Raw genomic sequence first — 15,034 nt, forward strand, 5'->3', positions numbered from 1 at the left:
CATGGAGCGCACAGCACGCCGTACCGGATGGACGATTGCCGGGCTTGTGCTGCTTTTCGTGCTGATCCAAGGCTTTGTCTGGCATTCCGCGTCACGCGGTACGCTTGGCCTATCGGGCAATCCAGCTGCCATTGAACGGCTTATCGGGCCCCAGGTCAGTCTTTTGGCCCTGTTCGCCCATATGATTTCGGGTGCGCTTGTGACCTCGCTGTCCGTGATCCAGCTGGCTGGCCCGCTCCGTGATCGCTGGCCACGCGTTCATCGCATGTCGGGCCGCGTTCTTTCCGTGATGGCGTTGCTGACGGGTATCAGCGGTCTGATCTACATCGCTCTTAGCGGCACAGTTGGCGGGCCGCTGATGTCGATGGGGTTCGGCGTCTACGGTGTACTGATGATCACTGCTGCGATCCAGACGCCCCGCTTGGCCATGGCCCGCGACTACGCGCGCCACAGGCGCTGGGGCCTGCGCCTGATCGTCCTGGGCCTAGGATCCTGGCTGTACCGTCTGCACTACGGCCTGTGGTACGGGATCACCTGCGCGATCGGAGAGCAAACCTGCGGCCTTGCTGCCGAACCGGACTTTTCCGGGCTGTTCGACCAAATTCAGGTCTTTGCCTTCTACGCCCCCTACCTGCTTGCGCTCGAATGGTGGCTGCGCCGCGCGCCAGCTCCAATCAGAACGTGATATCCGCCGCAACGCGCAGATCGCGCAGGGGTCGCACAATATCTATGGATTTCTGATAAAGCGGATGCGCCTTGTACGCTTCCAGTGCGCCAGTGTCTTTGAACTCGGCATAGACAACCACATCAACCTCATCCGAAAGAGCATCGTTATGGGTGTTCTTCCGTACCGAGATCACATCAGCGTGCGGGTTCGCTTCCAGAATGGATAGGCCATCAAACACACGGTCCACGTCCTTGCGCTCCTTCGCCCGGAAAAACACAACATGTCTCAGTCGATGCGCGTCAGGCATAGCAATCCAGCCCCTATCTTGGCGAAGGCGCAACGCCTTCCCGCCCGATATGGTGCAAGACTAGCGCCCTTTGAAGAGGCCACCCAAAATGCCGCGGACCATGCGCCGCCCCGTGGTGCCGGTCAGCTCCTTCACAACCATCTTGGTCATCGCCTCGCCAAAACTGGCCCCCGGCGTGTGGACCGCGATGTTGAGCGTGTAACCCGCGCGCCAGAGTACCGGCGACCCGCATTGAACTCACGTAGGACAGGTTCCAGCTCTTCAGCCTTCTCCTCTGCGTCAGCCGCCTCTTTGGCTGCCGTATCCGCACGTGCCTTGAGAATTTCAAAGGCGGATTTGCGATCCATCGGCTCATCATATTTTCCCGCCATATCGCTGGCCGCCAGATGAGCAGTGCGCTCGGCCTTGGTGATCGGCCCCAGTTGCGATGAGGGTGGTCGGATCAACGTACGTTCGACAATTCCCGGCACGCCCTTCTTTTGCAGCATCGACGTTACGGCCTCACCCACGCCAACCTCGCGAATGGCTTCTTCCGTCTCAAAGCGTGGATTTTCGCGGTAGGTTTCTGCCGCCATCCGCAGCTCTTTGCGATCTTTCGCGGTAAAGGCACGCAAGGCGTGTTGAAAGCGATTGCCCAATTGGCCAAGGATGTCCTCGGGTACATCAGCAGGGTTCTGGGTGATGAAATACACACCAACCCCCTTGGACCGGATCAGTCGCGCCACCTGTTCCACCTTGTCGACCAACGCTTTGGGCGCGTCCTCAAACAGCAGATGCGCTTCGTCAAAGAAGAACACGAGCTTGGGTTTGTCGGGGTCACCCACTTCGGGCAGTTCCTCGAACAGCTCGGACAGCAGCCATAGCAGGAACGTGGCATAGAGTTTCGGAGCCCCCATCAACTGATCTGCGGCAAGAATGTTCACCATCCCCTTGCCAGAGGCATCCGTGCGCATCAGGTCTGACAGCTCCAATGCCGGCTCACCGAACAATTGGCTCGCCCCCTGGTTCTCCAGCACCAGCAAGCGCCTCTGGATCGCCCCAATGGATTGGGACGACACATTGCCATAGCGCAGGCTGAGGTCCTTGGCGTTCTCGCCGACCCAAACCAGAAGCGCCTGAAGGTCTTTCAGGTCCAAGAGCGGCATGCCTTCTTCGTCTGCAAGACGGAAGGCAATGTTCAGAATGCCCTCTTGCGCTTCGGTCAATTCAAGCAATTGCGCCAGCAACAACGGCCCCATCTCGGACACCGTCGTGCGTACCGGATGCCCCTGTTGACCGAACATGTCCCAGAACGTCACGGGGCAGGCATGATACGTGTAGTCTGAAAACCCGATCTTCTGCGCTCGCTCAGTGAACGGAACATGCAGCTTGTGATCAGCTGTGCCCGACTTGGCGAGGCCCGACAAATCACCTTTGACGTCTGACAGAAACACCGGCACCCCGGCATTCGAGAAACCTTCGGCCAAAATCTGGAGCGTGACGGTCTTGCCCGTTCCAGTTGCTCCGGCAACAAGCCCATGGCGATTGGCGTATTTCAGCGTCAACCCTTGCTTCTCAGCATAGTCTACGCCGCCTCCACCGATAAAAAGACTGTCACTCATTGCTGTTAACCTTTTGTCCATTGGGCCTGCCGCGCCGACCATACAAAGTTAACACTTGGGTGCCATAGTGTTTTTGTTCTCGTCGAGATGTCCTCCCGGCGCTGAACACTTCCTCCCTGTCAGACTGGGCCGCGCTTCGTGCGCGGCCTTTTTTTCGAAATTGAACCGAACGGTTTAGATATTGATTTCACGGTCTTTTTATTTTCCGACATTCACTGTTGACCGTTGCGCGGCGCTCTCGTAACTTCTCGCGCATAAGTCGGCCAGTCCGACGGGGAGAGAAGAGATTGGAAAAGGGGGCTTTGGGGTCCCCTTTTTTGCTGTTTAATGCCGGTCACGAAAACTTTGCCCTTTACCCCTGACACCGCCTTTGGTCCGTGTTAGCAGTCAGGCAAATGCAACAAGAGCGGAATTGACATGCGCACTTCACTGATTGCCCTCTCCGTGGCCCTTTTGCTGCCACTTGGCGCGATGGCCCAATCCACGGACACGACAACCGAAGATACGACGACCGAAGACGCGGCGCCCGAAAACACTGACGATGCTCCAACTGGTGGAAACCCTATCGAAGATCAGCTTAGCTTGGGCGAGGACGCAGCACAGCCTCAGGTGGGCCAGACCTATACCAAAGAGACTAACGGTGATTGGCAACTGCGCTGCATCAAGGCAGAAGAGGGTGAAGAACCGTGCCAGATGTACCAGCTGATGTCCGACGACGAGGGCACACCGGTTGCTGAGATCTCGATCTTCCGCCTGCCCGAGGGTGGTCGCGCCGTTGCAGGGGCAACAATCATAGTCCCGCTTGAAACCTCCCTGCCCCAGCAGCTGACCATAGAAGTCGATGGCAACCAAGCACGTCGCTACCCATATGCGTTCTGCAACCCGATCGGGTGCTATTCGCGCGTCGGCCTCGTGGCCGAAGAGGTCGCGCAACTCCGTCGCGGCTCAAATGCCAAGCTGACGATTGTTCCTGCACTGGCCCCCGACCAGAAGGTCGAGCTGAACATGTCGCTCAAAGGGTTTACAGCCTCTTTCGACAAGACATCGATCGCTCAATTCTGAAGACAGTCCACAACCGGACAGAAAAGGCCGCCCTTTCGGGTGGCCTTTATGTTTTGCGCAGGGCCAACACCGCGTTCATACCGCCAAAGGCAAAGGCGTTGGACAGGACAACATCAACCTGAGCCTCTCGCGCTTCGTTCGGAACAACGTCAAGCGCACATTCGGGATCAGGTTCTTCATAGCCAATCGTGGGTGCAATCACACCGTCGCGCAGGGCCATGATGCACGCCAGCAGCTCCACTGCACCGGTGCCGCCAATCAGATGCCCGTGCATCGATTTGGTGGATGAAATCATCAGCTTGTCAGCATGCGGCCCAAACACGTCGGCAACAGCAGCGCATTCCGTTTTGTCGTTGGCGGCGGTGCCTGTCCCGTGGGCATTTATGTAACCGACCTCATCCGCGTTGACGCCAGCATCCGCCAGCGCACCGGACATGGCACGCGCCGCACCGTTTTTGGACGGCATCACGATGTCAGCCGCATCCGACGACATGGCAAAGCCTGCAACCTCGCACAGAATTTCTGCCCCACGTGCCCGTGCATGTTCATATTCCTCGAACACGAAAACGCCCGCACCCTCGCCCTGCACCATCCCATTGCGATTGGCCGAAAAGGGACGGCAGGCATCCCTGGACATCACACGCAGCCCTTCCCAAGCCTTGACCCCACCGAAGCACAACATGCTTTCCGACCCGCCCGTGACCATGACCGGGGCCATGCCGGTCCGCACCATCTGAAAGGCCTGCGCCATGGCGTGGTTGGAGGACGCGCATGCCGTTGCGACGGTAAAGGACGGCCCCTTGAGGTTCCATTCCATCGACACATGGCTGGCCGCCGCATTGTTCATCAGTTTCGGGACTACGAAAGGATGAACGCGGTTCTTTCCCTCTTCATAAACAAGGCGGTAGTTCTGGTCCCAAGTGCTGACGCCACCCGCCGCCGTGCCCAAAATGACACCGGATCTGGCGGCTTCATCGCCCGAAAACGTCAGTCCCGCCTGCTCGATCGCTTCCTTAGCAGCCGCCAAAGTGAACTGCGTGAACCGATCATAGAGGCTCATCTGTTGGCGGTTATAGAGCCCCTCGGCTTCGAACCCACGGACCTGGCCACCGATCTGGATCGCCAGCCGATCAACATCCTGAAAATCCAGCTCACCAATGCCGCATTTCCCCTCGCGCATCGCCGCAAGCGTTTCGGAGACATTGTGCCCCAGGGCATTGACGGTGCCCGCACCCGTAATGACGACGCGGTGCATCAGGTTTTCTGGTCAGCGACCAGCTTCTTTATGCCAGTGATGATCGACTGCACGCTCGAAATATCGAAATCGCTCGCCTCTGGCTCATTGGCATTGAACGGGATCTGAATGTCGAACTCTTCCTCAATGGCAAAGATGCTTTCGACAAGGCCAAGACTGTCGATGCCAAGATCTTCGAGCGTGTTTTCCAGCGCCACATCGCTCTGCTCAAGCATTGCCTGTTCTGCAACGATCTCGATCACCCTGTCCTTGATACTCATGACAGCCGCCCCCTTGCCTGACTTGAGGTTGATTTAGTCATTGGTGCCGGACTTGAAAACAGCTTTCTTCAACTCCGCGACGTCGCGAAGAATGCGGGACAGCCGCCGTGTGTTTTTGAACATGTCCAGACTGGTTTTCATCTCGGTGGCCGGATAGCCAAGCATGACTTTGCCATCGCGTACCGAACTCAGCACCTTGCAGGCTGCTGCCAACACCACGTTGTTTCCAATGGTCAGATTGTCGGACACGCCGACCTGACCCGCCATCACAACGAAATTGCCAACGGTCACCGACCCGGCAAGGCCGACACAACCGCACAGCAGGTTGTCTTCGCCGATGACACAGTTGTGGCCAATGTGAACAAGGTTGTCGATCTTGGTTCGATCTCCGACTGTTGTGGGGCGGATCGTGCCATTGTCGATGACAGTATTGCTGCCCACTTCCACATCGTCGCCAACAAAAACTGCGCCAAGGCTGGCGATGCGTGCCCACGGTTGCCCGGAGGCTTCGCCCTGATCCCCCAAGGACTCCCTGATCGCCTCCACACCGCTCTTTTCCGGAGTGACAAAGGAAAACCCGTCGCCACCAATTCGAACGCCCGGCTGAGCGATGAAATTGGCACCAATACGTACACCCGCGCCGATGCTGACATGTTCACGCAAATACGCGTTCGGGCCAAGAGACGCATGCCAACCGACAAAGCACAAGGGACCTATGATCGACCCATCACCGATCTCCGCGTCAGGGCCGACTACGGCACCCGCTGCAATGGTGACATCGTCACCGATCCGTGCCGTTGGATCTACAACCGCACTGGGATGAATGCCCGATCCAAACCCCTGCCCCGGATCAGCCATGGTGGTCAGCTGCGACATGGCAAACCGTGGACGTTGAGGCAGAACGGCCGCGTTCAGGCCCAATTCTTCCCAATCGGCTCCATCCCACAGCAGGGCCGCCTTGGCTGCGCCCGCCGCAATAGAACCTGCATACTTGGCATTGCTGGCAAGGGCCAAATCCTCTGGCCCCGCCTGACCCGGCTCGGACAGGCCGGTTACAACCATGCTGGTATCACCAACTGCCTCCGCCTCCAGTGCATTGGCAATCTCGGCAATGGTGTAACGCATGGCGGTCCCCTTTGACTGCGGCCTTCGGGGGCAGGATTTACCCCTGAACGGCGCGCAGGGCCACCCCTGCATTCGCAAGAGCATTCCAGATCTTGGCATCACGACCATAGATGTCGCGGCGGTACTGTGTATGCCCCTTCGCAGTTGTGAAAGCGGTGCGATAGATCAGATGGACAGGCACCGGAGCCTTCAGATCCACACGCGTTTCACGCCCTGTCGCCAAGACCGACTGAAAGTACTTCTCCGGCTGCGCTTCCTGCTTGGCCAGAAGTGCATACGCAAAGTCGAACGGATCGGCCAAACGCACACAACCGTGGCTATAGGCGCGCACTTCGCGGCCGAACAGGTTTTTGGCCGGGGTGTCATGCAGATAGATGTTGTGCACATTCGGGAACATGAACTTCACCAAACCCAGCGCATTGCCCTTGCTGGGCGGTTGGCGCATGGCGAATGGGAATGTCTTGGCCGTGTACTGAGAGAAGTTGACCGCACCACGGTTGACCTTGCGGCCTCGGCTGTCGGTGATCTCGATGTGGCGCACGGCGTTGCGATTGGCCTTGAGTGCCGGCAGGTATTCCTTTGTCACGATCGAACGGGGCACGTACCAACTTGGGTTGATGACCATGAACTCCATCACGTCCGAAAACTCGGGCGTCGGACGATCATCCTTATTGGCACCGACAACCGAACGGGTTTCGAATGTCACCTTGCCACCGTCGATGATCTTGGCGGTAAAGTCGGGGATGTTGACCAGGATGTGACGTTTGCCGCGCTCCTGATTGACCCACCGCTCCCGCTCCATCGCGACAATGATGGATTGCAGGCGCTGCTGCACAGATGTGTTCAGCTCGGTCATCGTACCCTGACCGGCCACGCCATCGGCCACCAGGCCATGCGCCAACTGGAATTGCTGCACAGCGGATTGGATGCTCGCATCATAGGTTTGCGTGTTCGTGCGCTTCAGAAAACCCATGGCAATCAGTCGGTTGCGCATGATCGCGACAGCATCGCCCGTCTGACCCGGTTTCAGGGAATTCACCGGTACTTTCTGACCCCAGCCGCCCTTGGCAAGCAGCCGCTCCATGCGCAGCTTCTCTTTCATGAGGGCGTTGTATTCCATCGTCTTCGGCGCCAGCGCCTTGAAGAACCCGGATGGAGAAGACTTGGAGAAATTCACGAGGTACGACGTGCGATCCCGGTATGGCACCTGCCGCACGATGGCGCGGTCCACGCGCGACGGGACCAGCACACCGGTCTGCAGGTCACGCGCATATTGAAGGAAGGTGCGGCTCATCTCGACTTCGACCAGCCCACGATCACGCTGGGTCTTGGCCGCCTTCATCTTGGCGTGAAGGCCTGCCGCATCATAGCGCGCGGCGGGCAGACCGTGATGGTCCGCATTGGACAACGCCTTGAACAATGCTGCGCGACGCTGGCGCTCGCGGCCCGTCCGTCCGGTCCACAGGCTCCCATAGGCGTTGGCCTTGTAGAATTCGGCAATGTCCGCGTCCCGTGCTGCTGCCTCGGCCACGGCCTGCTTGAAAGCCGTAACCTCAGCCGAAACCGTTTGCGGTACGACAGTTAGAAACGCTGCCGCCGTCATGGCCAGCGCCATCATCCAAATTCGAGAAAAAATCACCGTCACGTTGCACCTATTATTCTTGTACGCCAATTGATTTGGGTTATCCCAAAGCGTCGCGCGCCCTGTCTATTCACATTGCCGGTAGAGCAGCAAGAAGCACCTGCATGATGCGCACCTGCATCGCTCTGGGGCGTTTGCGCCACAATGGTCAGAGTTTGCGCAAAAATCTGCCCAAATGACTTGCGACCGTTACATGACCCGATTCAGCACTTGGTAAACGAGATCAAGCTATGCAATACAAATGTTGCATCTGGGGATGAGATAGCAAACTCCGTGTAACATCACGGACAGGCAGGCGTACGGGACGCGCAGTGACATGACAAAAAATACCTCTACGGGCATGACCCGCCGGGCAGTACTTGGTGCATTCGCAGCAACGGCCATCACGGCGGCACCGACTTTCTCAAACGCAGCAGGATTTCTTCGAGGCGCTGGCGATATTCGTCGGCTTCGGATGTATTCCGGTCGCACTGGTGAACGGATCGACATGATCTATTGGATTGAAGGTCACTACATCAAGGACGCGGTCAAGGAAGTGAACTACTTCATGCGTGACTGGCGGACGGATGACGTGAAATCCATGGATTTGCGCAATGTTGACATCATGGCGGCAGCGCACAACCTGCTCAACATCGATGAACCCTACATGCTGCTCTCGGGCTACCGCAGCCCGAAAACAAACGCCATGTTGCGCTCGCGCAGCCGGGGTGTGGCCAAGAATTCTCTACACATGAAAGGTCAGGCCGCCGACTTGCGCCTGTCCACCCGATCAGTGAGCCAGATGGCTCGTGCCGCACAGGCATGCCGCGGTGGCGGTGTTGGCAAATACTCCGGCTCGAACTTCGTTCATATGGATTGCGGTGTTGTGCGATCCTGGGGCGGATAAACCTGCACGATCGTAGCTCGAAGTAAGGCGCCATAGGCGCCTTTTTTCGTTTCAGAGAAACGATGTTTTTACCCGCCGTAATCCATGCAGCGCCATCGGCAAGAATTTGGTCAATCCCTGTGCTCAAACGCGGCAAGAATGCGCGATCTTCTGCCAGAACAGACATGAAACTGTGACACGGCGGTATTACGCGCCTAACGTGAACAACAGAACAACTCCCGGGGGATCCAAATGACACATCTCATTTCACGCCGCACTTTTCTGGCCACTACGGCCACCTTCGCGGCCATGCACCCGTTCTCCTTGCGCGCAAGCACCAATCAGGCGCACCTGCGCATCATGGAAACCACAGACCTGCACGTGCACGTCTTCCCCTATGACTACTATGCAGACAAACCCCGCGACACAGTAGGTCTGTCGCGCACGGCCTCGATCATCGAAAGCATCCGGGCCGAGGCCACGAACTCGATGCTCATCGACAATGGCGACTTCCTGCAGGGCAACCCGATGGGCGACTACATCGCTTACGAACGGGGCATGAAGGAAGGGGATAGCCACCCGATCATCACTGCCATGAACACAGTGGGCTTCGACGCGGCCACGTTGGGCAACCACGAATTCAACTACGGGCTCGATTTCCTGATGAAGTCGCTGGCCGGGGCCGATTTCCCCGTGGTCTGCGCCAATGTGTCCAAGGAACAAGGCGCGGACGCCGCAGCGGATACCACGCTAGTGCCTCCCTTCGTCATCCTGGACCGGACGGTTGCGGATGGTTCGGGTGAAACGCATCCGATCAAGGTTGGCCTCATCGGCTTCGTCCCACCGCAGATCATGAACTGGGATCGCCGCCACCTCGAAGGCAACGTGCAGGCCCGCGACATCGTAGACACCGCTAAAACCCTCGTACCGCTGATGAAAGAACAAGGCGCCGATATCATCATCGCGCTCAGCCACTCCGGCATCGGGGCCGCAGACCACAGCGACGGGATGGAGAACGCCTCCGTCCCCCTCGCCGCCGTGGACGGAATCGACGCGATCCTCACGGGCCACCACCACCAGGTCTTCCCCTCGCCCACCTATGCCGACATGCCCGCCGTCGACGTGGCAAACGGCACGATCCATGGCAAGCCAGCAGCCATGGGCGGCTTCTGGGGCTCGCACCTGGGGGTCATCGACTTGATGCTGGAACGCGATGGCTCCAGCTGGCGCATCACCGGCCACGGGTCCGAAGCACGGCCAATCTCGAAACGGAACGAAGACCGATCTGTCACCGCCCTCGTCCAAGACCACCAACCGGTCCTCGACAGCGTCCAAGCCGACCACGACGCTACGCTGGCTTATGTCCGCCGCGCCGTGGGCAAGACCGACGCACCGCTGCACAGCTACTTCGCGCTCGTGGCGGATGACCCCTCGGTCCAGATCGTGTCGATTGCCCAAAGCTGGTACATCGCCCAGATGATGCAGGGCACTGAATACGAAGGGCTGCCGATCCTCTCTGCCGCCGCCCCATTCAAGGCCGGCGGCCGTGGAGGCCCCGAATACTTCACCGATGTTCCCAAGGGCGATGTCGCGATCAAAAACGTGTCCGACCTCTACCTCTACCCCAACACCGCCCGCGCCGTGCTGGTCTCAGGGTCCGAGGTCAAGGATTGGCTCGAACGCTCAGCCGGCATGTTCAACCAGGTCGAGGCGGGCAGCACCGACGCCCCGCTCCTGAACCCCGACTTCCCAAGCTACAATTTCGACGTGATGGATGGCGTGACCTACCAGATCGACCTCAGCCAACCGTCCAAATTCGATCCCAAGGGCGAATTGATCAATGCCGATGCGAACCGCATCGTTGACCTGAAGTTCAATGGAGAACCCATTGACCCTGAACAACAGTTCATCATTGCCACAAACAACTATCGCGCGGGCGGCGGTGGCAACTTCCCCGGCGCCAAGGGCGACACCATCGTGTTCGAAGCCCCCGACACAAACCGCGATGTAATCGTGCGCTACATCGTCGAACAAGGCACAATCAGCCCCCGTGCCGACGCCAACTGGTCCTTTGCACCGCTCGACGGCACATCGGTCCTGTTCGAAACGGGCCCCAAGGCGCAGGACTATATCGACGATGTCAAAGGGGTGACAATCGAGCCTGCGGGAGATGGCCCTGACGGCTTCGCCCAGTTCCGCATCTCACTCTGATCACTGTATGGCGCTGGTGTCCTGCGCCATACACAGATTTCCAATTGCAGGGCGTGGATGGCACCGCTATACCGCGCCCCAGTGGACCATTAGCTCAGCTGGATAGAGCGCTGCCCTCCGAAGGCAGAGGCCAGAGGTTCGAATCCTCTATGGTCCGCCATCTCCCACACACTGATCGCGTGCATCGTACTAACCAGTTCCGATTGCATCGACTTTAAAGGTGATCAACCTCAGCCAATCCCGCACTAACCTTTGCCATGATCCAGCGCCTGTGCCGGGGACATCCGTCGCGCTTTGCGGTAGTCCAGGACAAACAAAAAAGCTGACGACGCAATGGCAATCACCGCACCAATCATCGCGACACCTTGATAGTCGGTCACGCTCGTCCCAACCGCAAAAATCGCCGATGCAATGATCGCGCCGCCAAAATGATTAACGGACAACAGAGAACTTCCGGCCCCTGCCCGGTCTGCAACAAGGTTCTGCACATACCCAATAGGGATAGACAGGATGATGCCCGCACCAATCCCCGCTGGCAGCACCAGCCACCACGCAAACCCAATAGACGGCATGAGACCCAAGACAGCGAGAAAGCCACCATAAATCACAACACCAATCAGGATAAGAAACGAGGCTGAAACCACACGCAAAAACCGAACCGTCAGCATCATGACGGGAATTTCGATGAATGCGACGAGGCCCGCAAAGACGGCGACGTCGGATTCGACACCGCCAAGGTTGTTGAGGATCAAAAGGCCCAGCAGAATATTGTACAGTCCATTGGTGGCCGAGATCACGCAGATCAGAACCATACGCAGCAACAGGCCCGGCTCTGTCAGTTCCGACAAAGACGCCAACAACCCCTTGCCTGATTTCGCGGTCTGCGACACCGTATGGTCCCGGCGCCACAACGTCAGGACGGCGGCAAGCGCCAGGACATTTGCAAAAGCGACTACAGCATAGGCCGCGAGCACATCGACACCCTTTACGAGGGCATACCCCCACACCACGGGTGTCAGTGCAAATGCGCCGGAAAACGTCGCCCGGGACAGCGTGGCCGCATAAGAACGATCAAGCTTCGGGTTCTCATTGGCCGCCACAACAGAGATTGCGAAATATTGGGTGAACGCCGTCGCTCCAACGGGAAACAGCACGACATGCACCAGCAAGAAAGCGATCTTCGAAGGCACGAAAAACATCAACAGCCCGGCTGCAGCGCCAACTACCAATGCGGCCAGCAACGCTTCGCGAAATCGTCCTGTCTGGTCCGTGTAGATGCCCACCAGTATGGACGCGACGACACTGAAAAACGCCCCACCCGTCACGATCAGGGCGTAGGCGGCATCGGAAAAACCAATCTCCTCGATCCCAATGATCGACTGGAACGGGCCAACCGCTGCCGCGCCAACGCCCATAAGGATCAAGCCAACCAGCGCCACTTGAAGCAGTCTGTCGGTCAGCGCCGTCTTGATCATTGATGAGTTCCAGACTGAGCAGCGGGGAGATCACGCAAAGGAATATGCGCCTGCCCCTCTATATGACGTGCAATCACAGATGGAAACGGCGCGACGTAAACGCTTGTGCCGAACCGCCGCCCGGCTTCGGGCAACAGCATAACTCTCGGCTGGTTAACTTTGATAGAACGCAGCGCGCGCGCCTCAAGCCCCTGATTTACGGACGCTTTCACAAGTCGCTCAACAACTCGCAAATCGACCGCACGCCTTGTCCCCGCGGGGACAGATCACGCAAACAGGTCGTGTGCCAACTCCAAAGCGTCCACGAGCACGTCCACCTCTTCCTTGGTGTTGTACATACCAAAGGACGCCCGACAGGTGGCGTTCAGCCCCATGTGCTCCATCAACGGGCCCACACAATGCTGTCCCGCCCGGACCGCGACACCCTTTTTGTCGAGGATGGTCGAGATATCATGGGCGTGCCCAGCCCCGTCCAAAGTGAACGAGAAAATGGCGCCCTTATCCGGGGTCGTCCCCTGTACCTGCAGCCAGTTGAGCCCGCCCAACTTCTCCACCGTGTAGTCACGCAACGAATCCTCATGCGCCGCGATGGCCTCCATCCCGTGACCCATCATGTAATCCAGCGCGACCCCAAGCCCGATCATCTGCACGATACCCGGCGTGCCCGCCTCAAACTTATGGGGCGGATCGTTGTAGATCACACCGTCCTTGCTGACCTCCTTGATCATGTCACCACCGCCGATGAACGGGCGCATCTCGGCCATGCGTTCAGCTTTGCAGTAGATGGCGCCGGATCCCGACGGACCATAGAGCTTGTGACCGGTGATCGCGTAGAAATCCGCACCCAGATCCCGCACATCAACCGGCATGTGCACCGCAGCCTGAGACCCGTCGACAAGCACCGGCACGCCCTTGGCGTGGGCGCCCTCGCAGATCGCTTTCACGTCCACCTTGGTGCCCAGCACATTGGACATATGCGTTACGGCCACCAGCTTGGTCTTGGGTCCAATCGCATCAATGACCTTCTGCGGATCAAGCGCGCCTGTCGTGTCCACATCGACCCACTTCAAAACGACACCCTGCCGTTCGCGCAGGTAGTGCCAGGGCACGATATTGGCGTGGTGTTCCATCACGGACAGCACAATCTCGTCGCCGGCCTCCATCCGTGGCATGGCCCACCCATAGGCCACCATGTTGATGCCTTCGGTTGTGCCCGAGTTCATCACGATCTCATCCTCGGAGCCTGCATTCAGGAAACGCGCCAACTTGCCTCGGACGCCTTCGTAATTTTCGGTCGCGAGATTAGAAAGGAAATGCAAGCCTCTGTGAACATTTGCATATTCCTCGGAATAAGCTTTGGAAATGGCGTCAATCACGACCTGCGGCTTCTGAGCCGATGCGCCACTGTCCAGATAAACCAGCGGCTTGCCATTCACCTCACGGTCGAGAATGGGAAAATCCGCCCGGATGGCGTTCACATCATACATTCGCAAGTCCTCCTGCCGTCACGCCGGTCAGCGTCACAAGCATCATCATTCCAACAAACAGGCCTGCCAGCACGATGATAAGCAGGCCAAAGGCACGAAACAGCGAGTCAAAGCGCAAGGCCGCGCTGACAAAATGCAATAAAAGCCAAAAGGCGACGATGGCAACAACCAGCGCCACAAGGCCCGCGATGCCCGGCACGATCAAGCTCAGCACAAGCACAAGCGCCTGTGCAGCCGCACGCAGGGCCTGCAACCAGGTCAGCAGCGCCAGCATGTCGGTGAGTTCACCATGTCCGCCAAGGGCCCGTCCGGCCCAGACAAGCCCGTGCACCATGACCAGAAGCCCGCCCGCGATCATCGCAAACAGCGCAAAGGGCCGTTCAAGCAGGGCCAGAAGCGGTATCGCCGCCCGTGCGGCAGGATCAATCGAACCGGGGGCAAGCACCGCGGGCGCTGAGGCCAGAATGGTATTGACCGCAGCCACCGCAAATAGCGCAAAATACAGGGTCTGCCGGTCCAGATGCCACCCGATGATCCGCTGTGCTACCTCTTTGGGATTGCGCAGCGTTTCGACCGCCAGGTCCGCGACGGCGTTCACGCTGCCCGCTCCTGCGCGATGGATCCACCGATCCAAAACCACATGAACACCACGAACCAGACCAGGCCAACGGTTTGCAGCCCGATCCCCGGGCCGATGAAACCCGCTATCAGACCATGCAGCAGGATCAATGGCGATGACGCAAGCAGCGCCCAAAACAGTGCCAGCCGCGCGCCATAAGATGTGCCCTGCCCGCGTAGAATCCGCCCGATACCATGCGCGGCAAAAGCGATCACGTAGAACAACAGCGGGGCCACAAAAATCCACGCCAGAAGCGATGCGCCCATCAGCATGTTCAGATCCTGACCGGTCAAATGCGCCTCTCGGGCCAGTCGCGGCAGTTGCGCGATGAAGACCAGGGCACATGACGCCATGAGATAGGCCAGCGCACGATCTTCGCGTTGGCCAAGCTCAAGCAGGCGCCGTATGACGCGCCCTGGACCACGATACGTGGCCGAAATGTTCCGCGTGATGGCCAT

General features: G+C 58.5%; 13 protein-coding genes, 1 tRNA gene and 1 pseudogene. 5 read left to right on the top strand and 10 right to left on the bottom strand.

What is annotated here, in order from left to right:
* Position 1: 1 nt before the first annotated feature.
* A complete protein-coding gene (locus tag ACZ1HN_RS14840; RefSeq protein WP_472728066.1) occupies positions 2 to 685 on the top strand; it encodes a DUF2306 domain-containing protein in 684 nt (227 codons plus the stop codon).
* On the opposite strand, the gene ACZ1HN_RS14845 is transcribed toward ACZ1HN_RS14840, so the two are convergent.
* Positions 675 to 914 (bottom strand): Dabb family protein, encoded by a 240-nt coding sequence (locus tag ACZ1HN_RS14845; RefSeq protein ID WP_367278529.1) that lies wholly within the window; start codon positions 912 to 914, stop codon positions 675 to 677. The genes ACZ1HN_RS14840 and ACZ1HN_RS14845 overlap by 11 nt on opposite strands.
* A gap of 120 nt (positions 915 to 1,034) precedes the next feature.
* Positions 1,035 to 2,575 (bottom strand): annotated as a pseudogene (locus tag ACZ1HN_RS14850) (helicase HerA-like domain-containing protein).
* Between the two features lie 417 nt (positions 2,576 to 2,992).
* Here ACZ1HN_RS14850 and ACZ1HN_RS14855 point away from each other — a divergent pair.
* Complete coding sequence (locus ACZ1HN_RS14855) at positions 2,993 to 3,637, top strand: invasion associated locus B family protein (RefSeq protein ID WP_472728067.1); 645 nt, start codon at positions 2,993 to 2,995, stop codon at positions 3,635 to 3,637.
* 46 nt (positions 3,638 to 3,683) lie between these two features.
* Here the strand turns inward: ACZ1HN_RS14855 and ACZ1HN_RS14860 are convergent, their stop codons facing one another.
* Genes ACZ1HN_RS14860 through ACZ1HN_RS14875 form a run of 4 tightly spaced genes read right to left on the bottom strand, consistent with a single transcriptional unit; the run spans position 3,684 to position 7,880 of the window.
* The gene (locus ACZ1HN_RS14860; protein ID WP_472728068.1) at positions 3,684 to 4,892 is read right to left on the bottom strand and encodes a beta-ketoacyl-[acyl-carrier-protein] synthase family protein; all 1,209 of its coding nucleotides are present in this window, start codon (positions 4,890 to 4,892) and stop codon (positions 3,684 to 3,686) included.
* The gene (locus ACZ1HN_RS14865) at positions 4,892 to 5,152 is read right to left on the bottom strand and encodes an acyl carrier protein (RefSeq protein WP_472728069.1); all 261 of its coding nucleotides are present in this window, start codon (positions 5,150 to 5,152) and stop codon (positions 4,892 to 4,894) included. The genes ACZ1HN_RS14860 and ACZ1HN_RS14865 overlap by 1 nt, the downstream gene beginning before the upstream one ends.
* A 33-nt stretch (positions 5,153 to 5,185) precedes the next feature.
* On the bottom strand, positions 5,186 to 6,277 hold the full coding sequence (gene lpxD, locus ACZ1HN_RS14870; protein WP_472728070.1) for a UDP-3-O-(3-hydroxymyristoyl)glucosamine N-acyltransferase: 1,092 nt from the start codon (positions 6,275 to 6,277) through the stop codon (positions 5,186 to 5,188).
* Between the two features lie 37 nt (positions 6,278 to 6,314).
* The gene (locus ACZ1HN_RS14875) at positions 6,315 to 7,880 is read right to left on the bottom strand and encodes a L,D-transpeptidase family protein (RefSeq protein WP_299768091.1); all 1,566 of its coding nucleotides are present in this window, start codon (positions 7,878 to 7,880) and stop codon (positions 6,315 to 6,317) included.
* Between the two features lie 379 nt (positions 7,881 to 8,259).
* Here ACZ1HN_RS14875 and mepK point away from each other — a divergent pair, with 379 nt between their 5' ends.
* The 3 genes from mepK to ACZ1HN_RS14890 all read left to right on the top strand — a co-directional run bounded on the left by mepK (position 8,260) and on the right by ACZ1HN_RS14890 (position 11,155).
* Positions 8,260 to 8,805, top strand: a complete 546-nt coding sequence (gene mepK / locus ACZ1HN_RS14880; RefSeq protein ID WP_472728071.1) for a peptidoglycan L,D-endopeptidase MepK — start codon at positions 8,260 to 8,262, stop codon at positions 8,803 to 8,805.
* 231 nt (positions 8,806 to 9,036) lie between these two features.
* On the top strand, positions 9,037 to 10,995 hold the full coding sequence (locus tag ACZ1HN_RS14885; protein WP_472728072.1) for a bifunctional 2',3'-cyclic-nucleotide 2'-phosphodiesterase/3'-nucleotidase: 1,959 nt from the start codon (positions 9,037 to 9,039) through the stop codon (positions 10,993 to 10,995).
* An 83-nt stretch (positions 10,996 to 11,078) separates the two neighbouring features.
* Positions 11,079 to 11,155: transfer RNA gene (locus tag ACZ1HN_RS14890), tRNA-Arg, on the top strand.
* Between the two features lie 85 nt (positions 11,156 to 11,240).
* On the opposite strand, the gene ACZ1HN_RS14895 is transcribed toward ACZ1HN_RS14890, so the two are convergent.
* The 4 genes from ACZ1HN_RS14895 to ACZ1HN_RS14910 all read right to left on the bottom strand — a co-directional run bounded on the left by ACZ1HN_RS14895 (position 11,241) and on the right by ACZ1HN_RS14910 (position 15,034).
* Entirely contained in the window at positions 11,241 to 12,470 is a 1,230-nt protein-coding gene (locus ACZ1HN_RS14895; protein ID WP_472728073.1) for an MFS transporter, read from the bottom strand.
* A 266-nt stretch (positions 12,471 to 12,736) separates the two neighbouring features.
* The gene (locus tag ACZ1HN_RS14900; RefSeq protein WP_472728074.1) at positions 12,737 to 13,957 is read right to left on the bottom strand and encodes a cysteine desulfurase; all 1,221 of its coding nucleotides are present in this window, start codon (positions 13,955 to 13,957) and stop codon (positions 12,737 to 12,739) included.
* The gene (locus ACZ1HN_RS14905) at positions 13,950 to 14,555 is read right to left on the bottom strand and encodes a Yip1 family protein (protein WP_472728075.1); all 606 of its coding nucleotides are present in this window, start codon (positions 14,553 to 14,555) and stop codon (positions 13,950 to 13,952) included. The genes ACZ1HN_RS14900 and ACZ1HN_RS14905 overlap by 8 nt, the downstream gene beginning before the upstream one ends.
* Positions 14,552 to 15,034: a YIP1 family protein gene (locus ACZ1HN_RS14910; RefSeq protein WP_299198295.1), complete on the bottom strand. Its 483-nt coding sequence runs from the start codon at positions 15,032 to 15,034 to the stop codon at positions 14,552 to 14,554. The genes ACZ1HN_RS14905 and ACZ1HN_RS14910 overlap by 4 nt, the downstream gene beginning before the upstream one ends.

The organism is Tateyamaria sp. GN1-10, from assembly GCF_055693845.1.